The 24,045-nt window shown below is 71.9% G+C and carries 24 protein-coding genes and 1 tRNA gene; 13 read left to right on the top strand and 12 right to left on the bottom strand.

The genetic code is table 11. The annotated features are described in order from the left end of the window. Positions 1-5 precede the first annotated feature (5 nt). The 7 genes from CP976_RS37295 to CP976_RS37325 are packed head-to-tail and all read left to right on the top strand — an operon-like array spanning position 6 to position 6,960. Positions 6-644: a helix-turn-helix domain-containing protein gene (locus tag CP976_RS37295; protein WP_150484290.1), complete on the top strand. Its 639-nt coding sequence runs from the start codon at positions 6-8 to the stop codon at positions 642-644. 52 nt (positions 645-696) lie between these two features. Further along, positions 697-2,034 carry a M24 family metallopeptidase gene (locus CP976_RS37300; RefSeq protein ID WP_150484291.1) on the top strand — a complete coding sequence of 446 codons (1,338 nt, stop codon included), beginning with the start codon at positions 697-699 and terminating at the stop codon, positions 2,032-2,034. Next, positions 2,034-3,011, top strand: coding sequence for a thiamine pyrophosphate-dependent dehydrogenase E1 component subunit alpha (locus tag CP976_RS37305; RefSeq protein WP_150484292.1), 978 nt, complete (start codon positions 2,034-2,036; stop codon positions 3,009-3,011). Before CP976_RS37300 ends, CP976_RS37305 begins: the two co-directional genes overlap by 1 nt. Then, positions 2,999-3,979, top strand: coding sequence for an alpha-ketoacid dehydrogenase subunit beta (locus CP976_RS37310; protein ID WP_150484293.1), 981 nt, complete (start codon positions 2,999-3,001; stop codon positions 3,977-3,979). Before CP976_RS37305 ends, CP976_RS37310 begins: the two co-directional genes overlap by 13 nt. 46 nt (positions 3,980-4,025) lie before the next feature. Then, positions 4,026-5,396 (top strand): amidohydrolase family protein, encoded by a 1,371-nt coding sequence (locus CP976_RS37315; protein WP_150484294.1) that lies wholly within the window; start codon positions 4,026-4,028, stop codon positions 5,394-5,396. Beyond that, positions 5,393-6,274: a cupin domain-containing protein gene (locus CP976_RS37320; protein ID WP_150484295.1), complete on the top strand. Its 882-nt coding sequence runs from the start codon at positions 5,393-5,395 to the stop codon at positions 6,272-6,274. Before CP976_RS37315 ends, CP976_RS37320 begins: the two co-directional genes overlap by 4 nt. Further along, a complete protein-coding gene (locus CP976_RS37325; protein WP_150484296.1) occupies positions 6,271-6,960 on the top strand; it encodes an SDR family oxidoreductase in 690 nt (229 codons plus the stop codon). The genes CP976_RS37320 and CP976_RS37325 overlap by 4 nt, the downstream gene beginning before the upstream one ends. A 31-nt stretch (positions 6,961-6,991) precedes the next feature. Here the strand turns inward: CP976_RS37325 and CP976_RS37330 are convergent, their stop codons facing one another. Genes CP976_RS37330 through CP976_RS37345 form a run of 4 tightly spaced genes read right to left on the bottom strand, consistent with a single transcriptional unit; the run spans position 6,992 to position 8,760 of the window. Then, positions 6,992-7,639 carry an HhH-GDP family DNA glycosylase gene (locus tag CP976_RS37330; RefSeq protein ID WP_150484297.1) on the bottom strand — a complete coding sequence of 216 codons (648 nt, stop codon included), beginning with the start codon at positions 7,637-7,639 and terminating at the stop codon, positions 6,992-6,994. A gap of 5 nt (positions 7,640-7,644) precedes the next feature. Next, entirely contained in the window at positions 7,645-7,989 is a 345-nt protein-coding gene (locus tag CP976_RS37335; protein WP_150484298.1) for a DUF3140 domain-containing protein, read from the bottom strand. Positions 7,990-8,023: 34 nt separating this feature from the next. Continuing rightward, positions 8,024-8,506, bottom strand: a complete 483-nt coding sequence (locus CP976_RS37340) for a Dps family protein (RefSeq protein WP_150484299.1) — start codon at positions 8,504-8,506, stop codon at positions 8,024-8,026. Then, positions 8,503-8,760: a WhiB family transcriptional regulator gene (locus CP976_RS37345; protein ID WP_086854403.1), complete on the bottom strand. Its 258-nt coding sequence runs from the start codon at positions 8,758-8,760 to the stop codon at positions 8,503-8,505. Before CP976_RS37345 ends, CP976_RS37340 begins: the two co-directional genes overlap by 4 nt. A 182-nt stretch (positions 8,761-8,942) precedes the next feature. Here CP976_RS37345 and CP976_RS37350 point away from each other — a divergent pair, with 182 nt between their 5' ends. Further along, positions 8,943-10,130 carry a thiolase family protein gene (locus tag CP976_RS37350; protein WP_150484300.1) on the top strand — a complete coding sequence of 396 codons (1,188 nt, stop codon included), beginning with the start codon at positions 8,943-8,945 and terminating at the stop codon, positions 10,128-10,130. 68 nt (positions 10,131-10,198) lie between these two features. Then, a complete protein-coding gene (locus CP976_RS37355) occupies positions 10,199-10,972 on the top strand; it encodes a sulfite exporter TauE/SafE family protein (protein ID WP_150484301.1) in 774 nt (257 codons plus the stop codon). Here the strand turns inward: CP976_RS37355 and CP976_RS37360 are convergent. The 3 genes from CP976_RS37360 to CP976_RS37370 form a co-directional block, all read right to left on the bottom strand. After that, positions 10,958-11,758 (bottom strand): HAD-IIA family hydrolase, encoded by an 801-nt coding sequence (locus tag CP976_RS37360; RefSeq protein ID WP_150484302.1) that lies wholly within the window; start codon positions 11,756-11,758, stop codon positions 10,958-10,960. The genes CP976_RS37355 and CP976_RS37360 overlap by 15 nt on opposite strands. Positions 11,759-11,825: 67 nt before the next feature. Beyond that, complete coding sequence (locus tag CP976_RS37365; protein ID WP_150484303.1) at positions 11,826-13,901, bottom strand: MDR family MFS transporter; 2,076 nt, start codon at positions 13,899-13,901, stop codon at positions 11,826-11,828. Between the two features lie 98 nt (positions 13,902-13,999). Continuing rightward, positions 14,000-14,542: a DUF309 domain-containing protein gene (locus CP976_RS37370; protein ID WP_150484304.1), complete on the bottom strand. Its 543-nt coding sequence runs from the start codon at positions 14,540-14,542 to the stop codon at positions 14,000-14,002. Positions 14,543-14,640: 98 nt separating this feature from the next. Here CP976_RS37370 and CP976_RS37375 point away from each other — a divergent pair. Then, a tRNA-Pro gene (locus CP976_RS37375) sits at positions 14,641-14,714 on the top strand. Between the two features lie 68 nt (positions 14,715-14,782). Here CP976_RS37375 and CP976_RS37380 read toward each other — a convergent pair. Next, entirely contained in the window at positions 14,783-15,973 is a 1,191-nt protein-coding gene (locus CP976_RS37380) for an FAD-dependent monooxygenase (RefSeq protein WP_150484305.1), read from the bottom strand. 233 nt (positions 15,974-16,206) lie between these two features. Here CP976_RS37380 and CP976_RS37385 point away from each other — a divergent pair, with 233 nt between their 5' ends. The 3 genes from CP976_RS37385 (at position 16,207) to CP976_RS37395 (ending at position 18,818) form a co-directional block, all read left to right on the top strand. Next, a complete protein-coding gene (locus CP976_RS37385; protein WP_150484306.1) occupies positions 16,207-16,869 on the top strand; it encodes an NUDIX domain-containing protein in 663 nt (220 codons plus the stop codon). Positions 16,870-16,956: 87 nt separating this feature from the next. Continuing rightward, entirely contained in the window at positions 16,957-17,940 is a 984-nt protein-coding gene (locus CP976_RS37390; RefSeq protein WP_150484307.1) for an aldo/keto reductase, read from the top strand. A 56-nt stretch (positions 17,941-17,996) separates the two neighbouring features. Beyond that, positions 17,997-18,818, top strand: a complete 822-nt coding sequence (locus tag CP976_RS37395) for a DUF427 domain-containing protein (protein ID WP_150484308.1) — start codon at positions 17,997-17,999, stop codon at positions 18,816-18,818. A gap of 45 nt (positions 18,819-18,863) precedes the next feature. On the opposite strand, the gene CP976_RS37400 is transcribed toward CP976_RS37395, so the two are convergent. The 4 genes from CP976_RS37400 to iolB all read right to left on the bottom strand — a co-directional run bounded on the left by CP976_RS37400 (position 18,864) and on the right by iolB (position 24,017). Further along, positions 18,864-19,649, bottom strand: coding sequence for a GntR family transcriptional regulator (locus tag CP976_RS37400; protein WP_150484309.1), 786 nt, complete (start codon positions 19,647-19,649; stop codon positions 18,864-18,866). Between the two features lie 43 nt (positions 19,650-19,692). After that, positions 19,693-21,189 carry a CoA-acylating methylmalonate-semialdehyde dehydrogenase gene (locus CP976_RS37405; protein ID WP_150484310.1) on the bottom strand — a complete coding sequence of 499 codons (1,497 nt, stop codon included), beginning with the start codon at positions 21,187-21,189 and terminating at the stop codon, positions 19,693-19,695. 63 nt (positions 21,190-21,252) lie between these two features. Beyond that, on the bottom strand, positions 21,253-23,127 hold the full coding sequence (gene iolD / locus CP976_RS37410) for a 3D-(3,5/4)-trihydroxycyclohexane-1,2-dione acylhydrolase (decyclizing) (protein ID WP_150484311.1): 1,875 nt from the start codon (positions 23,125-23,127) through the stop codon (positions 21,253-21,255). After that, complete coding sequence (iolB, locus tag CP976_RS37415; protein ID WP_150484312.1) at positions 23,124-24,017, bottom strand: 5-deoxy-glucuronate isomerase; 894 nt, start codon at positions 24,015-24,017, stop codon at positions 23,124-23,126. Before iolB ends, iolD begins: the two co-directional genes overlap by 4 nt. Between the last annotated feature and the right edge of the window lie 28 nt (positions 24,018-24,045).

A 24,045-nucleotide genomic window follows, 5' to 3' on the forward strand; every position in this document is an offset into this window, starting at 1 on the left:
CGCCCGTGTCAGCCGCCGTCGTGCCGCCCGTCGGGGCGCGTATCCGGCAGGCGCGTCTGGGGCGCGGGATGAGCCTGCGTGCGCTGGCACGAGAAGTCGGTGTGTCGGCGAGCCTCGTGTCGCAGATCGAGACCGGGAAGAGCCAGCCGTCCGTCAGCACCCTCTATGCGATCACGACCGTCCTGGGAATATCCGTCGAGTCCGTCTTCGACGCCCGGGCCTCCTCGCCGATGGCCGGCGTGGACTCGCCCGGCGCCGTCCTGCCCGCCCTCGCCGCCTTCGCCGCCGACCCGGGGCGGCGGATCGGCCCGCTGGTCGGCGCGGGTGAGCGCGAGACGCTGGAGCTGGACTCGGGCGTCGTCTGGGAGCGTCTCGGGCGGGTGCCGGGCGCCGATGTCGACTTCCTGCTGGTGACCTACCGGCCCGGTGGCTCCTCCTCCGGCTCGGGCGGCCTGATGCGGCACACCGGCACCGAGTACGGCTATCTCACCTCCGGCGAACTGATCCTCACGCTCGGTTTCGACGAGTACACGGTGCGCCCGGGCGACGCCGTGTCCTTCGAGTCGACGACCCCCCACCGCTACCGCAACGATGGAGAGGTACCGGCAGTGGGTGTTTGGTTCGTCTCCGGCGATGTTCAGTGACACTTGACACCCACGGCACCCGGGCGTTCACTCCGAAGTGGGGGTGGTCGCCATGGCGATCCGCACATACGGGCCCAACGCCGTCGACTGGGAAGAGCGCATCGACCTGGACCGGCTGCGCGGACAGCGCCTGGCCCGGCTGCACGAGTCCCTGAACCCCTCCGCGCTGGGCGCGGTGCTCAGCTTCGACTTCGCCAACATCCGCTACATGACCGCCACGCACATCGGCACCTGGGCGATGGACAAGCTGATCCGCTTCGCCCTGCTGGTGCGCGACGGCGAACCGGTCGTCTGGGACTTCGGCTCCGCCGCTCGCCACCACCAGCTCTACAACCCGTGGCTCGACTACAGCGACGGCAAGGGCGGCCCGCCCACCGGCGCCCGCGCCGGCATCTCCACCCTGCGCGGCGCCTTCCACCCGGACGCGGGCATCGCGCAGGACGTCGCCGCCAAGATCGCCACCGAGCTGCGCGACCACGGGCTGGCGAACGAACCGCTCGGCGTCGACGTCGCCGAGATGCCCGTCCTCGCCGCCCTGCGCGCCGAAGGCATCGACGTCGTCGACGGGCAGCAGGTCTTCCTGGAGGCCCGCCGGATCAAGACCGGCGACGAGATCGCCCTGCTCACCCAGGCCTGCGCCATGGTCGACGCGGCCTACGAGGAGCTGTACGGCTACCTGCGCCCGGGCGTGCGCGAGAACGAGTGCGTCGGCGTCGTGGCCAAGGTCCTGTACGACCTCGGCAGCGAGTACGTCGAGGGCGTCAACGCCATCTCGGGCGAGCGGTGTTCACCGCATCCGCACGTCTACAGCGACCGCCTGGTCCGCCCCGGCGACCCGGCCTTCTTCGACATCCTGCACAGCCACCTCGGCTACCGCACCTGCTACTACCGCACGTTCGCCGTGGGCAGCGCCTCCCGGGCGCAACGGGACGCCTATGTGCGCTGCCGCGAGTACATGGACCAGGCGATCGCCCTCGTCCGGCCCGGCGCGACCACCGCCGACGTCGTCCACGTCTGGCCGCGTGCGGAGGAGTTCGGCTTCGCCGACGAGACCGCCGCCTTCGCCCTCCAGTACGGGCACGGCGTAGGCCTGTCGATCTGGGAGAAGCCGATCTTCAGCCGTCTGGTCTCCCTCGACCACCCGGAAGTCCTCGAAGAGGGCATGGTGTTCGCCCTGGAGACCTACTGGCCGGCCGCCGACGGCTGGTCCGCCGCCCGGATCGAGGAGGAGCTCGTCGTCACCGCCGACGGCTGCGAGGTCATCACCAAGTTCCCCGCCGAGGAACTGCTGGTGGCCGGGCGCAAGTACTGGACGGTGGGCGGTGAGCTGAACACCCGCCGGGAGGCGCAGTCCCATCTCAACACCTCTCGTGGCGACGGGGCGAGCTGATGGACGCCGCCGAACTCCTCGCCTGCTACGAGCGGATGGCCGTCATCCGCCGTACGGAGAAGGCCGCCCACGACCTGTTCCTCCAGGGTTTGGTGAAGGGCACCACGCATCTCGCCGCCGGGCAGGAGGCGATCGCCGTGGGCGCGAGCGCGGCCCTGCGCCCGGACGACTATGTGTTCGCCACCTACAGAGGCCACCACCATGCCCTCGCCCGGGGCGCCACCCCCGAGGAGTGCCTCGCCGAGCTGATGAGCCGGGCGACCGGGCTGTGCAAGGCCAAGGGCGGCTCCATGCACCTGACCAAGGCGGCCACCGGCATGCTCGGCTCGTACGCCATCGTCGGTTCCCATCTGCCGATGGCGGTCGGCGCGGCCTGGTCGGCCCGGCTGCGCGGCACGGACCAGCTCGCGGTCGCCTTCTTCGGGGACGGCGCGACCAACATCGGCGCCTTCCACGAGTCGCTCAACCTGGCCGCCGTGTGGAAGCTGCCGGTGCTGTTCGTGTGCGAGAACAACCAGTACATGGAGTACACGCCGATCGCCGACGTCACGGCGGTGGCCCGGCCCGCCGCCGACCGGGCGCCCGCTCACGGCATCCCCGGCGAGGTCGTCGACGGCAACGACGTCGAGGCCGTCGAGGAGGCGGTGGCGCGGCTCGCGCGGCGGGCCCGGGCCGGGGACGGGCCCGCCGTGCTGGAGGCCGAGACCTACCGGCACTTCGGGCACAGCCGCTCCGACCCGGCGGCCTACCGTCCGGCCGAGGAGGTCGAACGGTGGCTGAAGCACGACCCCTTGGACCTCGCACGGGGACGGCTCGCCGAGCTGGGGGTCGGGGCGGAGACGGTCGCCGGGGCCGACGAGCGGGCCCGGGCCGTCGTGGAGCGGGCCGTCGAGGCGGCGAAGGCAGGGCCACCGCCCGATCCGCGGGAGGCGCTGACCGACGTGTGGGCGGACGGAGGTGCCGCATGGCGGACGTGATCACCTACCGGGAAGCGGTCGCCGAGGGCATCGCGCGCGAGATGCGCCGGGACACGTCGGTCGTGTGCCTCGGGGAGGACATCGCCGCGGCCGGCGGCGTGTTCAAAACGACCGTGGGTCTGCTGAAGGAATTCGGGCCCGAGCGGGTGTGGGACACGCCCATATCCGAGCAGGCCATCGTGGGTGCGGCGATGGGCGCCGCGATGACCGGGATGCGGCCCGTCGCGGAGATCATGTTCTCCGACTTCCTGGCCTGCTGCTGGGACTACCTCGCCAACGAGATCCCCAAGGTCCGCTACATGACCGGCGGCCAGGTCACGGTGCCCCTGGTCGTGCGCACCGCCAACGGCGGCGGGCTCGGCTTCGGCGCCCAGCACTCCCAGGCCACCGAGAACTGGGCGCTGACCGTCCCCGGCCTGAAGATCGCGGCACCGGCCACACCCGCCGACGTCATCGGCATGATGGCGGCGGCGATCCGCAGCGACGACCCCGTGGTCTTCTTCGAGCACAAGGCCCTCCTGGCCACCAAGGGGGCACCGCCACCGCCCGGTCATGTCGTCGAGCTGGGCCGGGCCGCCGTCATCCGCGAGGGCGCCGACGTCACGCTCGTCGCACTCGCCTCCACGGTGCCCCTGGCGCTGAAGGCCGCCGACGTGCTGTCGGGGGAGGGGATCGAGGCGGAGGTGGTCGACCTGCGCTGCCTGGTCCCGCTGGACGCCGCGACCGTCCTCGACTCCGTGCGCGGGACCTCGCGGCTCCTCACCGTCGAGGAGAACCCCTACCAGGGCGGCTGGGGCGCCACCGTCGTCTCGATCGTCGCCGACGAGGGCTTCGGCCTGCTGGACGCACCCGTGCGGCGGGTGGCGGCGGAGTGCGTCCCGCTGCCGTTCGCCGACGCGCTGGAGGAACAGGTCATCCCCACCGTCGACAAGGTCGTCACGGCGGTCCGCGGACTCGCCGCCTACTGAGCTGCCCACCCGCCCACGCACCGAACACCCCATGGGAGGAAGCGCGATGACCACCAGAACACTGCTGCGCTCCGGTCACGTGATCTCGATGGACCCCGCCGTCGGGGATCTGCCCCAGGGGGACGTCCTCGTCGAGGACGGCAGGATCGCGGCCGTGCGGCCCGAGATCAGCGCCGACGCCGAGGTGCTCGACATGACCGGCCGCATCGTGATCCCCGGCTTCGTCGACACCCACCGCCACACCTGGGAAGCGCCGATCCGGGGCGTCGCCCCCGACGCCACCCTCGACGACTACTTCGTCGAAGTCCTCGACACCTTCGCACCGCTGTACACCCCGGAGGACGTCTACGCGGCCAACCTCGCGGGCGCGCTGGAATGCCTCAACGCCGGTATCACCACCCTCGTCGACTGGTCGCACATCAACAACACCCCGGACCACCCGGACGCCGCGATCCAGGGCCTGACGGAGTCCGGCATCCGGGCGCAGTACGCGTACGGCAGCGCCAACACCTCCCTCGCCGACTACTGGTTCGAGAGCAAGATCGCGATACCGGCCGACGACGTACGGCGGATCCGCGCCCGGCACTTCGCGTCGGACGACGGCCTGCTGACCATGGCCCTCGCCACGCGCGGACCCGGTTTCTGCGTCAACGACGTCGTCGCCTCCGAGTGGGCCCTCGCCCGCGAACTCGGCATCCCGATCACCGTGCACGTGGCCATGGGGCGGCTGGCCGGCCGCTTCGGCATGGTCAGACAGCTCCACGGCATGGGGCTCCTCGGCCCGGACACCACCTACGTCCACTGCTGCTACTTCAGCGAGGAGGAGTGGCGGATGGTCGCCGACAGCGGCGGCACGGTGTCCGTCGCGCCGCAGGTGGAGCTCCAGATGGGGCACGGCTGGCCGCCCGTGATGCAGGCGATCGAGCACGGTCTGCGGCCGTCGCTCAGCATCGACGTCGTCACGACCGTGCCCGGCGACATGTTCACCCAGATCCGCGCGGCCTTCGGCGCCGAACGCGCCCGCGTCAACGCCGACTGCTGGCAGGCCAACATGCCGGTTCCCAGCAACATGCTGACGGCACGTCAGATGCTGGAGATCGCCACCGTCAACGGCGCCCATGTCGCGGGTCTGGAGGACCGCACCGGCTCCCTGACCCCCGGCAAGCGCGCCGACATCGTCGCGATCGACGCCACCGCGCTGAACGTCGCGCCCGTGCACGACGCGGCGGCCGCGGTGACCCTGTGCGCGGACGTGTCCAACGTCGACACCGTCCTCGTCGACGGCGTGATCCACAAGCGTGACGGCAAGCTGCTCACCGACACCGGGCGTGCCCTGCGGCTCGTCTCCGAGGCCCGGGACCGGCTCCTCGCGGCGAAGGAGATGAAGGCGCCGAAGGGGGAGAAGGCCACGGCATGACGAATCACCTGGTCCGCCGCGCGGCCGATCTTCCCGAGCCGCCGTACGACGGCCTGGGCCACCGGCGGCGGACGCTGGTCGGTGAGGACGACGGCAGTGCGCACACCGGCTTCGGCCTGTGCGAACTGCGACCGAACGGCCGTGTACCCGCCCACGTGCACTCGTACGAGGAGAGCTTCCACGTCCTCGACGGGGCCGTGGTCCTCGACGTGCCCGAGGGCTCCTACCTGCTGGAGGAGGGTGACTACGGCCTGCTGCCGATCGGCGTCCCGCACGCCTGGCGCGGCGCCGGGAACACCGGCGGCCGCTGGGCGGACATGCTCGCCCCCGTGCCGCGGGCCCGCTACGGCTACGACACCCAGACGGTGCCGGACCTGCCCGCTCGCGATCCCGTCCGGGTCGACGTCCGTGACCCGCGCACCCGCTCCTTCGGCCACTTCGAGCCCGGCCAGATGGACCCGGGCAAGCAGTCCCAGGACCTGCTGGCCGTCACGGCGAGCATGCGCACCGCGCTGCTGGTCTACAGCGGCATCACCGTGAAGATGATGGTCGACGGCGACCTGGGCGCGGTCGGCTCGACGATGTTCATGGTGCAGTACGCCTCCGACGGCGTCATCGGCACCCACGACCACCCCTTCGAGGAGACGTATCTGATCCTGGAGGGCGTCGCCGAGACCACCCTCGACGGCGAGCGGTACCGGCTGGAGCCCGGGGACCTCGCCTGGGCGGGCGCCGGCTGTGTGCATGGGTTCGTGAACGCTGGGCAGGGGCCCCTGCGTTGGCTGGAGACGCAGGCGCCGCAGCCACCGGCTCGGCACTCGTACCGGTTCACCAGGGACTGGGACTATCTGCGCCAGGTGCTTGAGGAGGGGTCATGAGCAGTGTCCTTGTCGTCGGCGGCACGTCGGGCATCGGCCTCGCGTTCGCCCGGGCCCGCGCCGAGCAGGGGGACGAGGTGGTCCTCACCGGCCGCGACGCCCACCGCGCCGACCTGATCGCCAAGGAGTTCGGCGCCCGGGGCATCGCCCTCGACCTGGGGCGGCCGCTGGAGATCGCGGCGGCGCTGGCCGACGTGGGACGCGTCGACCATCTGGTGCTCGCTGGGGTCTCCCGGGACGACAACAAGGTGAGCGAGTACGACATCGACGCCGCTCTGCGGCTGGTCACGCTCAAGCTCGTCGGTTACACCGAGGTCGTGCACACGCTGCGGACCCGGCTGCACGACGACAGCGCCATCGTCCTCTTCGGCGGACAGGCCAAGGAACGTCCCTACCCGGGTGCGACGACGGTGGCGACGGTCAACGCGGGCGTGCGGGGACTGATGAACTCCCTCGCCGTCGAACTCGCTCCCGTCCGGGTCAGCGCCGTGCATCCCGGTGTCGTCGGCGACAGCCCGTACTGGCAGGCCAAGCCGGAGAAGGTGCTCGAGGTGCTGCGTACCGAGACGCCCACCGGACGGCTCGCCGCGGTGGCGGACGTGGTGGACGCGGTCGACTTCCTGCTGCGCAACCGGTCGGTCAACGCGGTCGAACTGACGGTGGACGGAGGGTGGTTGCTCGGCTGACAGGAGGCCGGGCACGCTGACAGGAGGCCGGTCACCCGGCCCGCCGCATCGCGTCCTCGGCCACGTCCTTGTCCACCGCCGCCCGCACCAGCGCGGCGGCGAGGACGGCCGGGTCGGTGTCGCCCGCCAGTTCGACGAGGCGCTCCGTGTCCTTCGGCAGGTTCAGCCGCTCGGCCCCCTGGAGGGCCTTGGCGTCGAGGCAGGGAGCGGCCTCCGGCCATACTCCCTGTGCCTCGCGCAGGAAGATGTCGGCGCCGGCCGGGCCGATCCCGGGGAACTCCTGGAGCAGATGGCGCAGCTCGGACACCTTGCCGTCCGCCTCCCGGCGCAGGCGACGCAGGTCCCCGCCCCACCGTTCGTTCAACAGCTCGGCCGCCTCGCCGAGTTGGGTGGCCGTACGCTCGTCGTAACGCCGGTAGCCGCCCCGGCCGAGTGCGTCCACGCGCTCCTGCCAGTCGGCCTCCGCCATGCGGTGCGGGTCGCGCAGCCCCGCCTCGTGCAGGGCACGGGCGGTGGCCAGCGCGACCGAGGCGCGGATGCGGGCGCTGAGCAGATGGGCCAGCACCAGCAGCCGGTACAGCGGCTGCGGGGTGTCCCTCAGCCGGATGCCCGCCTCATCGGCGTACGTCCGGCCGTGCGCGTCGAGGAGTTCGCGTACGACGCGCCGCTGCCGGTCCACGGCTGCTACCCCTTGAGCGGATCGTGGCCGACCGTCATCAGCCGGTGCCGGCGGCGCGTGTCCTCGGCCGTCACCTCGGGCAGCGGCTCGTCCTCCAGGTCCACCTGCGAGGTGACCCTGTCCACGACGTTCCGCATCACCCGCAGGTCGTCCTCGGTCAGGTCGGTGCGCCGCTTCTGGAGGATCGCCAGGACGTGCTGCCCGGTCTGCGTGCCCGCATGCTCCGGCAGCGGCTCCGCGTCCTCGTCGGCGTCCCGCATACGCAGCCATGCGGCGAGCTCCTGCGAGGTCATGTTCACCACGCGGTGGAAGTCCTCCCACAGCGCGTCGAGTTCAAGGGCGTCGGTCATCACATGCCCCTTTCCGTACGTACGTGCGCGCCGGTCAGCCCTCGCCGGGGACGTTCTCGGCGTCGAACATCCACCGCTGCTTCTCCAGCTCGGCGGTGATGCCGATCAGCAGGTCCTGGGTGACCAGGTCGGCCTTCTCGGTGGCGTCGATGCGCTCGCGCAGCCGGCCGACGGCGTCCTGGAGGGACTCCACCATCACCTGCACGGCGTCCGAGTCGCGCACCCAGCCCTCCTTGGGGGCGGGCAGCGTGAAGGCCTTGGCGACGGTCTCGGGCCGGCCGTCCGGCGGGACGCCGAGCGCCGCGGACCGCTCCGCCACCGTGTCGGCGAAGTTCCGCGCGGCCGAGACCACCTCGTCGAGCTGGAGGTGGATCGACCGGAACCGCGGTCCGACGATGTTCCAGTGCGCCTGCTTCCCGATCAGCGAGAGCCCGAGCAGATCCACCAGGGTGTCCTGGAGTGCCTCGCACGAGACCCGGCGGGCCTCGTCGGGCAGTGTGCTCCGCACAGCCGTCATAGGGCGCTTCTCCTCCTCGCGTCGTTTCTCGTGGTCCGGAGCAGTGCGTCGCGCTCTTCCTCGCAGGTCCCGCCCCACACGCCCGAGGCCTGGCCACTGCTCAGCGCGAAGCTCAGGCACTGGTCGGTCACCGGGCAGCGCGCACAGATCCGCTTCGCGGCCGTGACGTCCCGCAGGGCCGGACCCGTCGTGCCCACGGGGAAGAACAACTCGGGGTCCTCGTCCACACAGGCGGCGCTCCGCAACCACTCCATGCACGCGCGGGTGCCCCGGGCCCCCTGGGGCAAACCCGATGCGGAAGCACGGAGGCCGGTTGTTCCGGCCTGCGATGACGCCCTCCGAGGGCACCTCTGCCCCCGGAATCTTCACAGGGGCGGACCGAGGGTCTATAGTCCGAAACTAGCAGTGCTAATTAAGCGGTGTGAGGAGTCCTCTCGTGCGTCCCGTCCACTTCGCGGCCGCCCGCCGCACCCCCATCGGCAAGCTGCGCGGCTCCCTCTCGCCGGTACGACCCGACGACCTCGCCGCCACCGTCGTCCGCGCCCTGGTCGGCGAGGTGCCCGCGCTGGACCCGGCCCGCGTCGACGACGTCTACTGGGGCGCCGCCAACCAGGCCGGCGAGGACAACCGCAACGTCGCCCGCATGGCCGCGCTGCTCGCGGGCCTCCCCGAGTCCGTGCCCGGCGCCACCGTCAACCGCCTCTGTGCCTCGGGCCTGGAGGCCGTGACCACGGCGGCCCGCACCATCGCCGCCGGCGAGGCCGACATCGTCATCGCGGGCGGCTCCGAGTCGATGAGCCGCGCCCCCTTCGTCCTGCCCCGCCCCGACGAGGCCCTGCCGCACCGCATCGAGACCGTGGACACCCGCCTCGGCTGGCGCCTGGTCAACCCCGCCATGCGGGACCTGCACGGCCTGCTCTCCATGGGCGAGACGGCGGAGGAGGTCGCCGCACGCTACGGCATCGCCCGCGAACGCCAGGACGACTTCGCCCTGCGCAGCCACCAACGCGCCGCCCTCGCCCGCAAGAACGGCCACTTCGACGACGAGCTCCTGCCCGTGGAACGCCCCGACGGGGTGGTCGTCGACACCGACGAGTGCGTCCGCGAGGACACCTCGTACGAGAAGCTGTCCCGGCTCAAGCCGGTGTTCCGGAAGGGCGGCACGGTCACCGCGGGCAACGCCTCCCCGATGAACGACGGCGCCGCCGGCCTCCTCCTGGTCAGCGAGGACGCCCTGCGCGAACTGGGCCTGGAGTCCCTCGGCCGCTACGTCGCCGGAGCCTCGGCAGGCGTCCACCCCGACGTCATGGGCATCGGCCCGGTCCCCGCCACCCGCAAGGCACTGACCCGGGCCGGCTGGAACGTCGGCGACCTGGAGGAGGCCGAGTTCAACGAGGCCTTCGCGGCCCAGGCCCTGGCCTGCGTGGACCAGCTCGGCATCGACCCCGAGCTGGTCAACCCCACCGGCGGCGCCATCGCCCTCGGCCACCCGCTCGGCTGCTCGGGCGCCCGCATCCTGACGACGCTGCTCCACCGGATGCGGCGTACGGGGGCGCGGCGGGGACTGGCGACGATGTGTGTCGGGGTGGGGCAGGGCAGCGCGCTGCTGGTCGAGCAGGCGTAGCCACCTCGTGCCACCAGGCGAGACGGCACTGCCGACCCCGGTTCGTTGCACATAGCATCAGTGCTCGCATGAACACCACGACGCTCTGGCACATCACCGGCTGGGAGTTCGCCGCGCTCGCCTTCGCGGCCCTGCTCGTCGGCTTCTCGAAGACCGCCGTGAGCGGGGCCAACACGGTCAGCCTCGCCATCTTCGCCGCGGTGCTGCCCGCCCGCGCCTCCACCGGCGTGCTGCTGCCGGTCCTGATCGCCGGGGACCTGCTCGCCGTCGCCACCTACCGGCGGCACGCCCACTGGCCCACGCTGTGGCGGCTGTTCCCGGCGGTCGCCGCGGGCGTCGTCGTCGGCACGGTGTTCCTGGTGTGGGCGGACGACGCGATCGTGCGGACCTCGATCGGCGCGATCCTGCTGCTGATGGCCGCGGTGACGGTCTGGCGCAGGCGTACGGCGGACGCCGAGCAGGAGCCGGAGTCGGTCACGACCCGGACGGGCCGTATCAAGGCCCGCTCCTACGGCGTCCTCGGCGGCTTCACCACCATGGTCGCCAACGCGGGCGGCCCGGTGATGTCGATGTACCTGCTGTCCGCCGGCTTCCGCAAGCTCGGCTTCCTCGGCACGTCGGCCTTCTTCTTCCTGATCGTCAACGTCTCCAAGCTGCCCTTCAGCGCCGGCCTCGGCCTGATCGACGGCCGCTCCCTGCTGCTCGACCTGGCACTCGTGGCGTTCGTCGTGCCCGGCGCGCTCCTCGGCAAGTGGGCGGTCGACAAGATCAACCAGCGGCTGTTCGAACAGCTGGTCATCGAGGCGACGGTCGTGGGCGGATTGCAGCTACTCCTGCGCTGAGCCCCACAGCAGAGCCGAAAGGTCCGCGAAGGAGTCGATCACGTGGTCGGGCGTGCCGTCGGCGGCCCGGAGCGCCTCCGGCTGGAACTTGCCGGTCCGGACGAGGACCCCGGCGATCCCGGCCCGCTGCGCCGCCAGCACGTCGGACTCGACGTCGTCGCCCACCATCACGGCCTCGCCCGCACTCGCGCCCAGCCGGGCGAGCGCCGCCTCGAAGAACGCCCGGGCCGGCTTCCCGGTGATCTCGGCCTCCACCCGGGCGGCCTGCTCCAGCCCGGCCAGGAACGCGCCGGAGTCCAGCCGCAGCCCCTCGGCCGTACGCCAGTACAGGTTGCGGTGCATGGCCACCAGCCGGGCTCCGCGCTGGAGGTGCCCGAAGGCCCGGTCCAGCGCCGCGTAGCCGAACTCCGGACCGGCCCCGCCGACCAGCACGACATCCGGCACCGTGCCGGAGTCCGCCGGGTCGATGACGATGACACCATCGAGGTCCTCCGCGATGTCGCCGCTGTTCAGCAGGGCGCACCGGGCGCCGGGGCAGTGCTCGGCGAGGTAGGAGGCGGTGGCTGCGGGCGCGGTCAGGATGTCCTCGGCGGACACCGGGAACCCCGCGTCCGTGAGCGTCCCGGCGATCGACGCCCGGGTGCGGGACGTGGTGTTGGTGACCAGCAGCACGGCGAGCCCGGCATCCCGGATCTCCCGCAACGCCTCCACGGCCCCGGGCAACGGCCGCCACGAGACGGTCAGCACCCCGTCGATGTCGACGAGCACGGCACGTACGGACTTCATGCCTGGACGATAACCACGGTGGGGCGTGTCCGCCGGTCGGTGCCCGGGGCAGGGCGGCAGCCGCCCGTCACACCGTGCTGGTCGCCAGGACCTTCGCCGGCCTGGCCGGCAGACCGTGGCTCAGGTCCTCCACCAGCAGCCGTTTGGCGATCGCGTCGACCGCGACGCGCAGGTCGCTGTCCGACGGACGGCCGATGTCCTGCCCCAGCCGGTCCTCCAGCCAGGAGGCCCAGGCCCTGGTGATGACCGCGGCCTCGCGGGCACCGGCCTCCGTGTGGGACAGGAGGGAGCCGTCGCGGGTCAGGAATCCCTCGTCGACCATCCGCTCGAAGACCGGCAGCAACACCTCGGGCGGCATCCGTCGCCGCGCCGCGATGAGCCCGAGACTGGCATGACCGACCATCCGCGTGAACAGCTCGACCTGCATCACCGCCCAGGCACCCGCCACATCGAGCCGGGTGTCCGACTCCAGGATGATCCGGCGCGCGGTGTCCAGGTCCGTACTGCCGATGATCTTCCCCACGGCGGCCTCCAGCACCCGCTGGGAGTCCGCGCCGCTCGGCGAGGCGAAACCCTCGCCCATGTCGGTCGACCCGGTCCGAGCGGTGTCGCGCAGCCGGACCTGCTTGAGGAACAGGGCGACGAGGAAGCCCAGCGCGGCCACCGGCACCGTCCACAGGAACACGGTCTGGAGGGTGTCGGCGTAGGCGTCGATGATCGGGGCGGCCGTGGCCGGCGGCAGCTCGTGCACGCCGTCCGGGCTGGTAGCCGCCCTGGCGACGGTGTCTGGCTCCACCCCGCCGGTCTGCGCCGCCCGCGCCACCCCCTCGCGGAGGTTGGGCGCCAGCGCGTTGGTGTAGATCGTGCCGAAGACGGCCGTGCCGAACGAACTGCCCAGCGTGCGGAAGAAGGTCACACCGGAGGTCGCCGTGCCCAGGTCGGCGTAGTCGACGGTGTTCTGCACCGCGATCGTCAGCACCTGCATGCACAGGCCGATGCCGGTGCCCATGACGAACATGTACAGCGACTCCAGCCACGAGCCGGTGTCCGGCCCCATGAGGGACATCAGGAACAGACCGGCGCCCATCACCAGCGTGCCGACGATCGGGAAGATCCGGTACCGCCCGGTCCTGCTGACGACGCCGCCGCTGAAGACCGACGCGATGAGCAGCCCGCCCACCATCGGCAGCGTCCGCACGCCGGACACCGTGGCCGAGTCACCGTCGACGTACTGGAGATACGTCGGCAGATACGTCAGCGCGCCGAGCATCGCGAAGCCGACGATGAAGCTCAGCACCGAGCAGACGGTGAACACCGGGTTGGCGAACAGCCGCATGGGCAGCATCGGCTCGCGCGCCCGGGTCTCCACCCAGCAGAACAGGCCGAGCGCGATCACACCGCCCACGAACAGCGCGATGATCACCCCCGAACCCCACGCGTACTCGTTGCCGCCCCAACTCGTCGCCAGGATCAGCGCGCTGGCGCCGGCCGCGACGAGCGCGATGCCCAGATAGTCGATGACCGGCCGGGACACCGACTTCACGACCGGGATGGTGCGGGCGGCCGCCGCGACGACCACGATCGCGATGGGCACGTTGACGTAGAACGCCCACCGCCACGTCAGATGGTCGGTGAAGAGCCCGCCGAGCAGCGGCCCGATGACGGTGGCCACACCGAACACCGCGCCGATCGCGCCCTGGTACTTGCCGCGCTCGCGCAGCGGAATGACGTCGGCGATCAACGCCATCGACGTGACCATCAGCCCGCCGGCGCCGATGCCCTGCATCGCCCGCCAGGCGATCAACATGGACATGTTGGTGGCCAGACCGCACAGGAACGAGCCCGTGATGAACACGATCGCCGAGACCTGGAAGACCACCTTGCGGCCGAACAGATCGCCGAACTTGCCGGCCAGCACGGTCGCGACGGTCTCCGCGAGCAGGTACGAGGTGACCACCCACGACATGTGGTCCGCCCCGCCCAGGTCCGAGACGATGGTCGGCAGAGCGGTGCCGACGATGGTCTGGTCGAGGGCCGCGAGCAGCATCCCCAGCATGATCGTCACGAAGACGACGTTGCGGCGACGGGTGTCCAGCACCGGGGGCTGGGAGGCGGGCAGTGCGGTTTCCTCCACGACGGTCACGACGTCACCCTCACACCAGTGGACTACGTGCGCATGCCAGAACGCCGCACGGGTGCCCGGTGATGTGCGCGCCAGTCGTGTCAGTCGTGGGGGTGCTTTCAGCGCCCGGCGTCCGCACCCCGCAACCGGGGCGCCCGCGCCCCCGCGTCCACCGGCCGGCCCTCCCGCTCCACGTCCTCGGCCAGCTCCCGTGCCCAGGCGGCGACGCCTGCGACGTCGATCCCGTGTGGCGTCGCCTCCCCGGAGCCGGACGCCCACGCCTCGGCCGCGCCCGCACCGCGCCGCAGCAGGCGCACTCCGCCCGTGAGGTTGCCGCGGGCGGTGTGCGTCAGGCCCACGGCGAGCTGGGCGAGCCCGCGCCACAGTTCCCGCTCCGTGTCGGGGCCCGACTTCCAGGCGTCCTCGAAGACCTCGTGCGCGTGGAACGGCTTCCCCTCGTCCAGCAGCCGCTGCGCCTCGGCGACGGTCTCCCCCGGGGTGCGGACGACGCCCTCGGGCTGCCGCGGCACCCCCGGCGCGTCGTACGGCAGGGGCCGGCCGAGACCGTCCCGCGGCCGGGCGTTGCGCGCCCGCCCCTCGCTGTCGCGGTCGCGTGCGCCGGCCGGCCGTCCCGTGCTTTCCTCACTGCCTGTGCTGCCCATACGCCGATTGTCCCGCCCGGGCCGTTTTCGGCGCGGCCAGGGGTGTGCGGTAAAGTGCTGTTCGCGCGATCACGCGGTTCACCGCGGTGTGCGCGCACCGGGACGTGGCGCAGCTTGGTAGCGCACTTGACTGGGGGTCAAGGGGTCGCAGGTTCAAATCCTGTCGTCCCGACGGTGCGGAAGGCCTCCGCAGGCGATTGCCTGCGGAGGCCTTTTCCTATGGGCCGGGGGAGAAGGCGATCAAGGCATCCGGTGTCCGTAGAGCCAGTCCAGCCGGCGGTGGTACATGCGGGGAGCAAGTTTCCCCAGGAACCACAGGGGCAGGTGGGCGAAGGTGCTTCCCTGGTGGAACCGCTGCCCGTTCTGGCGTGATCCGGCCTGGACGCGTGCGGTACGCGGTCGCCGCGTGGCGGAGTAGGAGAGCAGCGCCCGGGGCACGTCGTCGGTGCCTTCGAGCCGGTGGGCGAGCACCTGTGCGTCCTCGATGGCCATGGTGGCACCCTGGGCCAGGTACGGCAGCATGGGATGGCACGCGTCACCGAGGAGCGCGACGCGTCCGTCGGTCCAGGTCTCGAGGGGCTCGCGGTCGAACAACGCCCAGCGGTAGTGGGCGTCCGCCTCCCGGAGGGTGGTGGTGACCGTGGGGTGCCAGCCCCCGAAATCCGCCAGCGCGTCCTGCCGTGTGCCGCGCTCGGTCCAGGACTCTCCCCGCCACTCGTCGCGCTCCACGACCGCCACGAGATTGGCCAGTGCCCCGCCCCGGAGCCGGTAGGTGATCGCGTGACGCCGGTCACCAACCCAGAGGCACGCGGTGGGCGGGGGCACGTCACGCCCCAGACGCTCGACCGGGACCGTGACCCGCCAGGCGACATGGCCGGTGAACCGGGGCTCGCCCGCCCCCAGCATCTGACTGCGGATCACCGAGTGGATGCCGTCGGCACCGACGAGCAGGCTGCCGCTGACGCGCCTGCCCGAGTCGAGCAGTGCCGTGACCTCCTCGGGGCTCTGCTCGTAGCTCTTCACCGCCGACCCGGTGTGGAGCGTGATGTCCAGGCCACTGCCGACCGTCCCGGTGAGGAGGGCGTCGATCAGGTCCGCACGGTGGACGTGCAGATAGGGGGTGCCCCACCGCCGTACGGCGGTCTCGGCGAGTTCGATGCGGAACACCTGCCGACCGGAACGGCCGAGCCGCATCTCGACGGCCTCGGGACGGAACGTCGTGGGCAGCAGCCCCTCCAGCACACCGAGGGAGCTCAGCACGCGCACCCCGTTGGGGCTGAGCTGGATGCCCGCGCCGATCTCCCCGATGGCCGCCGCCCGCTCCAGCACGGTCACGCGCCACCCGGCACGGCCGAGGGCGAGCGCGGTGGCCAGTCCGCCGATACCGGCGCCGACGACGAGTGCGTGTCTGTTGTTCCGGCCGGTTTGCATGGGTCCTCCCCCGTGAGGCGAATCGGAGCGCCGTGGCCCACAGGCCTGCCCGCAGAGGCCGCGACACCGGCCTCCCACTGTCTCCCGGCTCACCGGGCGACGGGCAGTCGCAGACGCGTCACCTCCCGTGTCCGACACCCGTGCCGATCCGGAACGTGCGGCACCGGGCGGTCCCGGATGGTAGAAGCGGGCATGACCACTTCGCTCTTCTCCTCCCGCCCGGCCGGTGCCCGATGACCGCCGGCATCGACACCCCCGACCGCAGGGGCCGCACCGGACTCGACCGGACCGGCCGGGACCTGACCGGCAACCCCCGCGTCAAGGTGCGGGACGTGAAGCTCCTGTCCAGCCACTGGTACGTCGAGCGGACCACGACCTTCGACTTCCGGCACGCCGACGGCACCTGGAGCACCCAGGAACGCGAGACACACGACCGCGGCAACGGGGCCACCATGCTGCTGTACGACACCGAACGCGAAACCGTGCTGCTCACCCGCCAGTTCCGCTTCCCGGTGTACGTCAACGGGCACCCCGACGGCATGCTCGTGGAGACCCCGGGCGGCCTGCTCGACGACGATGACGAGCACCCGGAGATCGCGGTGCGGCGCGAGGTCGTGGAGGAGACCGGCCACACCATCGGTGAGGTCCGGCACGTCTTCGACGTCTACATGAGCCCCGGCTCGGTCACCGAGCGCGTCAGCTTCTACGCCGCCGCCTACGGCCCGTCGACCCGAACTCACGAGGGCGGCGGTCTGGACGAGGAGGGCGAGGACATCGAGATCCTGGAGCTGCCCTTCCGCAGGGCCCTGGAGATGATCCGCACCGGGGAGATCGCCGACGCGAAGACCATCATGCTGCTGCAGTGGGCGGCGCTGGAGGGACCGTTCGCCAACTGACCCGTGCGAGCCTTGACTTGAAGTGCGCTTCAAGATGAAGACTGCCGTTCGTGCCCCGAACCCCGGGCGCGCACGGGAGGAGCAGCCATGAAGTACCGCACGATCGGCACGGATCCGCAGACCCGCCGCGAGGTGAGCGTCCTCGCGCTCGGCGCGATGCTGTTCGGTTCGGTGACGGACGAGAAGACGTCCTTCGCCGTCCTCGACCGCTACGTCGAAGCCGGCGGGAACTTCATCGACACGTCCGACAACTACGCCTTCTGGGTCGACGGCGGCCGGGGCGGCCAGAGCGAGGAACTCCTCGGCCGCTGGCGGCGCAGCCGCGGCATCGGCGACGAGATCGTCATCGCGACCAAGCTCGGCGCCCGCCCCCTGGCCCCCGGCACCAGCTACGTCGACAACGCCGAGGGTCTGTCGGCGAAGGTGATCCGCGAGTCCGCCGAACGCAGTCGCGAGCGGCTCGGCCTGGCGAAGCTGGACCTGCTGTACGCCCACATCGAGGACCACGAGGTCCCGCTCCAGGAGACCGTCGAGGGCTTCGCCGCCCTGGTCGCCGAGGGCACCGTCGGACTGCTCGGCGTGAGCAACCACGCCGCCTGGCGCGTGGAGCGGGCCCGCGCCCTCGCCGCCGCGGCCGGACTGCCCGGCTACGAGGTGCTCCAGTACGCGCACAGCCACCTGCGCCCCCGCAGCGACGTACCCGAGAGCCTGTTCCCGGACGGCAGCCTCGGCCACGCCGGCCCCGACCTGCTGAGCTACCTGCGGGCCGAGCCGGGACTGACCCTGGTCGCCTACTCGCCGCTGCTGAAGGGCGCCTACACCCGCCCGGACCGGCTGCCCGCGGACTTCGACCACCCCGGCACCCCGGCCAGGCTGGCGGCGCTGCGGGAGGTGGCCCGGGAGACCGGGGCGACCGTCAACCAGGTCGTGCTGGCCTGGCAGATCGGCGGTGAGCTGCCGATCGTCCCGCTGGCCGGGGTCTCCTCGGTGGCCCAGCTGGAGGAGAACCTCGCCGCGGTGGACCTGGAACTGACCGCCGGGCAGCGGGCCAGGCTCGACGCGGCCCACTGAGCTCGTGGGACCGTGGAGGGAACCGGACACCCGGACCTCCGGAAGGAGCACCGGCCATGACCACCCACCCGGCCCACCCCGCCGCCCGGTCGATCAGGACCACCCCCGAAGGCCTCATGTGGGAGCCCAGCGAGCGCTGGGTGCGCGGCCGCAAGGGCGACATCACCGTCGTCGACAGCCGGCACCCCGTCCTCGTCTGGGAACCCCACCTGCCCGTGCCGCAGTACGCCTTTCCGCACGAGGAGGTCCGCACCGACCTCCTCCGCCCGGCGCAGAACCCGCCCACCGGCAAGCACAGCGGCTCCCGGATCTTCTACGACCTCGACGCCGACGGCGAGGTGCGCGCGAACGCGGCCTGGACGTTCCCCGCCGACGACCTGGCCGGCCACATCGCCTTCGAGTGGTTCCTGCGCACCGACACGGGCCTCGACCACTGGTACGAGGAGGAGGAAGAGATCTTCATCCACCCCCGTGACCCGCACAAACGCGTCGACGCGCTGCCCAGCAGCCGCCATGTCCGCGTCGAGATCGACGGCCGGGTCGTCGCGGACACTCACGCCCCCGTCCTGCTCTTCGAGACGTCCCTGCCGACCCGGTACTACCTCCCCCGCGAGGACGTCCGCCTGGACCTGTTCGACGCCACCGACCACAGCACCGGATGCCCCTACAAGGGCACCGCCGAGTACTGGTCCTGGCACGGCGAGGGCGATGTGCCGCCCAACATCGTCTGGAGCTACCCCGAGCCGCTGCCCGCCGTGGCGGCGATCCAGGGACGCGTCGCCTTCTTCAACGAGGCCGTCGACATCACGCTGGACGGCGAACGCCTGGAGCGCCCGGACACGCCGTTCAGCCGGATGCTGCGGAAGGGGGACCGCTAGCAGCGGCACCGTCGAAGGACAGGGCCTCGACCAGCGGGGGCCCGGTCAAGGCCTGACCAGCAACTGGAAGTCGAACGTGTACCGCGACGCGCGGTAGATGTGCGTGCCGTACTCGACCGCACGGCCGGTGTCGTCGTACGCCGTGCGCTGCATGGTGAGCAGCGCCGCCCCCTCCTCCTCGTCCAGGCGCGCGGCCTCCTCCGCCGTGGCCGCGCGGGCGCCGACGCGCTGCCGGGCGCTGTGCAGGGTGATGCCCGCCGAGCGCATCATCCGGTACAGGCCCGTCGACTCCAGGCGGGTGTCGTCGAGGGGCACGAGAGACGCCGGCAGGTAGTTGCACAGCAGGGCCACCGGCTGGCCGTGGGTGCGGCGCAGCCGGTCCAGGACGGTGACCTCGCTGCCTTCCGCGACGCCGAGCGCCGCCGCCACGTCGCAGGAGGCCGGGACGACCTCGTTGCGCACGACCTGGGTGGTGGGTCCCTGCCCGGCCTCCTCCAGGTCGTCGTAGAGGCTGCTCAGCTCCAGGGGGCGCTTGACCTGGCTGTGCACCACCTGTGTTCCGACCCCGCGCCGCCTGACCAGCAGCCCCTTGTCGACGAGGGACTGGATGGCCTGGCGGACCGTGGGGCGGGACAGGCCGAGGCGCACCGAGAGGTCGACCTCGTTGCCCAGGAGGTTGCCCGGGGCGAGGACCCCGTGCTCGATCGCCGACTCCAGCTGCTGTGCGAGCTGGTAGTACAGCGGCACGGGACTGCCCCGGTCCAGGGCGAAGTCCAGCGCGCTGAGCGCGGGGACTGTGGCGGTGCGGGCCCGGTCACCGGTCCTCGCCATGGATTACCCCCCATCGGTGTGCCACGGATTGCCCCCCTCGGCGTCAGGAGTTGCTCGGGAAGCCGAGGTTGATGCCGCCCGCGTCGGCCGGGTCCGGCCAGCGGGTGGTGATGACCTTGCCCTGGGTGTAGAAGGCGATGCCGTCGTTGCCGTAGACGTGCAGGTCGCCGAAGAGCGAGTCCTTCCAGCCGCCGAAGGAGTGGTAGCCGACGGGGACCGGGATGGGGACGTTGACGCCGACCATGCCGGCCTTGACCTCCAGCTGGAAGCGGCGGGCGGCGCCACCGTCCCGGGTGAAGATCGCGGTGCCGTTGCCCCAGCGGGAGTCGTTGATCAGCTTGATGGCCTCTTCGTACGTGTCCGCGCGGACCACGCACAGCACCGGGCCGAAGATCTCGTCGCGGTACGCGTCCGCCGTCAGCGGCACCCGGTCCAGGAGGGAGACGCCGAGGAAGAAGCCGTCCTCGTGGCCGTCGACCGAGAAGCCCGTGCCGTCGACCACGACCTCTGCGCCCTGCTCGGCGGCCGACGACACGTAGGACGCCACCTTGTCGCGGTGCTCCCGGGTGATCAGCGGGCCCATCTCGGACGCCGGGTCGTCGCCGGGGCCGATCTGCAGGTTCTTCGCCCGCTCGGCGATCTTGCCGACCAGCTCGTCACCGGTGTCACCGACCGCGACCACGACCGACACGGCCATGCAGCGCTCGCCCGCCGAACCGTACGCCGCGTTGATGGCCTGGTCGGCGGCGTGGTCCAGATCGGCGTCGGGCAGGACCAGCATGTGGTTCTTGGCGCCGCCCAGGGCCTGCACCCGCTTGCCGTGCTCGACGGCCTTGAGCTGGATGTACTTGGCGATCGGGGTCGAGCCGACGAAGGAGACCGCCTCGATGTCCGGGTGCTCCAGGATGCGGTCCACGGCCGTCTTGTCGCCCTGCACGACGTTCAGGACGCCGTCCGGCAGGCCCGCTTCGGAGGCCAGCTCGGCCAGGCGGAAGGAGGCCGACGGGTCCTTCTCCGACGGCTTCAGCACGAACGTGTTGCCGCACGCGATGGCCAGCGGGAACATCCACATCGGCACCATCGCCGGGAAGTTGAACGGGGTGATGCCCGCGACCACGCCCAGCGGCTGGCGGATCGAGGCGACATCGACCCTGGTGGAGACCTGCGTGGACAGCTCGCCCTTGAGCTGGACGCTGATCCCGCACGCGAGCTCCACGATCTCCATGCCGCGCGCGACCTCGCCGAGCGCGTCGGAGTGCACCTTGCCGTGCTCGGCGGTGATCAGCTCGGCGATCTCGTCGCGGTGGGCGTCCAGCAGCTCGCGGTACTTGAACAGGACCGCCGTGCGCTTGGCGAGCGAGGACTCCCCCCAGGACTCGAAAGCGGCCTTGGCGGAGGCGACGGCGGCGTCCACCTCGTCGACGGCCGCGAACGCGACCTGCTTCTCCTGGGCGCCGGTGGCCGGGTTGTAGACGGGGCCGAAGCGGCCGGAGGTGCCCTCGACGGGCTTGCCGTCGATCCAGTGGGTGATGGTCTTCATGGTGCGCAAGGGCCTTTCGTGGAGCCTGATTTCACGGGGAGTTCGAGGGGACTTCGCGGATGTTCAGAGGTGGCGACGGCGTCCGGCGACCTGCCGGTCGTAGCGCTCGCGGGCCTCGACGGCGGCCTCGCGGGAGGCGGTCTCGGCCACCGGCACGTCCCACCAGGCCTCGGCCGGGGGAGCGGTCGGGGCCGGGTCGGTCTCGACGTACACGCAGGTCGGCCGGTCGGAGGCACGGGCCGTGGCCAGTGCCTCGCGCAGCTCTCGCACCGTCTTGGCGCGCAGGACGTCCATGCCGAGGCTGGCAGCGTTGGCGGCCAGGTCGACGGGGAGCGGGGCACCGGTGAAGGTGCCGTCGGCGGCCCGGAAGCGGTAGGCGGTGCCGAACCGCTCGCCGCCCGTCTCCTCCGACAGGCCGCCGATGGAGGCGTAGCCGTGGTTCTGGATGAGGACGATGTTGAGCGGCAGCCCCTCCTGGACGGCCGTGACGATCTCCGTCGGCATCATCAGGTAGGTGCCGTCCCCGACCAGCGCCCACACCGGCGTACCGGGAGCGGCCTGCTGGACGCCGATGCCGGCCGGGATCTCGTAGCCCATGCAGGAGTAGCCGTACTCCAGGTGGTACTGGCGCGGGCTGCGGGAGCGCCACAGCTTGTGCAGGTCGCCGGGGAGCGAGCCGGCCGCGTTGATCACCACGTCGTCGTCGCCGACGGCCGCGTCCAGCGCGCCGAGCACCTGCGTCTGGGTCGGGACCGCGCTCTCGTCGTCGGCGCGGTAGGCGGCCTCGACGACCTCGTCCCAGCGCTCCTTGCCGGCGCGGTACGCGGCCTCGTACGCCTCGCTCACCCGGTGGCCGGAGAGCGCCTCCAGCAGCCTTTCGAGGCCCGACCTCGCGTCGCACACCAGCGTGCTCGCGGCCAGCTTGTGCGCGTCGAAGGCGGTGATGTTGAGGTTGAGGAACCGCACGTCCGGGTTTTGGAAGAGCGTTCCGGAAGCCGTGGTGAAGTCCGTGTAGCGGGTGCCCACGCCGATGACGAGGTCCGCGGTGCGGGCGAGGTCGTCGCTGACGGCCGTGCCGGTGTGGCCGATGCCGCCGAGGTCGGCGGGGTGGTCGTGGCGGAGTGATCCCTTGCCCGCCTGGGTCGAGGCGACGGGGATGCCGGTGGCGTCCACGAACGCCTTCAGCGCCGCCTCGGCCTCGCTGTGGTGGACGCCGCCGCCCGCGACGATCAGCGGCCGCCCGGCCGACCGGATCGCCTCGACGGCCGCCGTCAGCTCCACCGGGTCCGGCGCGGGACGCCGTACGTACCAGACGCGCTCGGCGAAGAACTCCTCCGGCCAGTCGTACGCCTCCGCCTGCACGTCCTGGGGCAGGGCCAGGGTGACGGCGCCGGTCTCGGCCGGGTCGGCCAGCACGCGCATGGCCTGGAGCGCCGACGGGATCAGCGCCTCGGGGCGGGTGATCCGGTCGAAGTACCTGGACACCGGGCGCAGGGTGTCGTTGACCGACACGTCGGCCTCGACCGGGTGCTCAAGCTGCTGGAGCAGGGGGTCGGCGGAGTGCGTGGCGAAGTAGTCGCCGGGCAGCAGCAGCACCGGCAGCCGGTTGATCGTCGCCAGGGCGGCACCGGTGACCAGGTTGGTGGCGCCCGGCCCGATCGAGGTCGTCACGGCCTGGGCGGACAGGCGGTTGAGCTGCCGGGCGTAGCCGACGGCCGCGTGCACCATCGACTGCTCGTTGCGGCCCTGGTGGAACGGCATGACGTCCTCGCCCGCCTCCAGGAGGGCCTGGCCGACACCCGCCACGTTGCCGTGGCCGAAGATCCCCCAGGTCCCGGCGATCAGCCGGCGGCGCACGCCGTCCCGCTCGGTGTACTGGGCGGACAGGAACCGCACCAGGGCCTGGGCGGTCGTCAGTCGGCGGGTGGGGGCGCTCATGCGGAGGTCTCCGGGGCGGTGTAGAGGGGGAGTCGGGGATCGACCGGCTGGTCCGGCCAGGTGTCGCGGACCCAGGCGTGGTCGGGGTGGTCGCAGATCAGCCAGGCGCGCTCGGCCTCCGGGCCCGCCATGACGTTGAGGTAGTACATGTGGTGGCCCGGCGTGGCCATCGACGGCCCGTGCCAGCCGTCCGGGATCAGGACGACGTCGCCGTCGCGGACCTCGGCCAGGACATCGGTGTCGCGGCCCGGGCCGGACGGGGAGACGCGCTGGTAGCCGAGGCCGGGGATGCCGTCGTGACCGGCGAACTCGAAGTAGTAGATCTCCTCCAGCACGGACTCCTCGCCCGGCCGGTGCTCGTCGTGCTTGTGCGGCGGGAACGACGACCAGTTGCCGCCCGGGGTGATCACCTCGACCGCGATGAGCTTGTCGCACTCGAACACGCCCGCCGCGCCGAAGTTGTTGACCTGCCGGGAGCAGTTGCCGGTGCCCCGCAGCTCCACGGGCACCTCGGAGGCGGGGCCGTAGCGGGCGGGCAGCCGGCGGGTGCAGCGCGCGCCGGTCAGCGCGAAGCGGCCGCCGGCGGCGGAGGTCACGGTCGCCCGGGCGTCGCGCGGCACGTACGCGAAGTCGCTGACGCCGCTGAACACGTCCCGGCGGCCCCGGAGTTCGAAGGTGTCCTGGCCGAAGTCGTCCGTCGTGGCGACCGTGCAGCCGCCGCTCAGCGGGACGACGATCCACTCGCTGTCGCCGGCCTCGAAGGAGTGCGTGCCGCCCGGCGGCAGCTCCAGGATCCGCAGGCTGGAGTGGTCCCAGCCGGCCTTCTCGGGCGTGACGTCGACGATGTAGGGGCCGCCGAGGGCCTTACCCGCGGGAAGGTGATACGTCATCGTGTGCCTTTCGGGTCACAACAGGCCG

The organism is Streptomyces coeruleorubidus (assembly GCF_008705135.1).
Lineage (GTDB): Bacteria > Actinomycetota > Actinomycetes > Streptomycetales > Streptomycetaceae > Streptomyces > Streptomyces coeruleofuscus.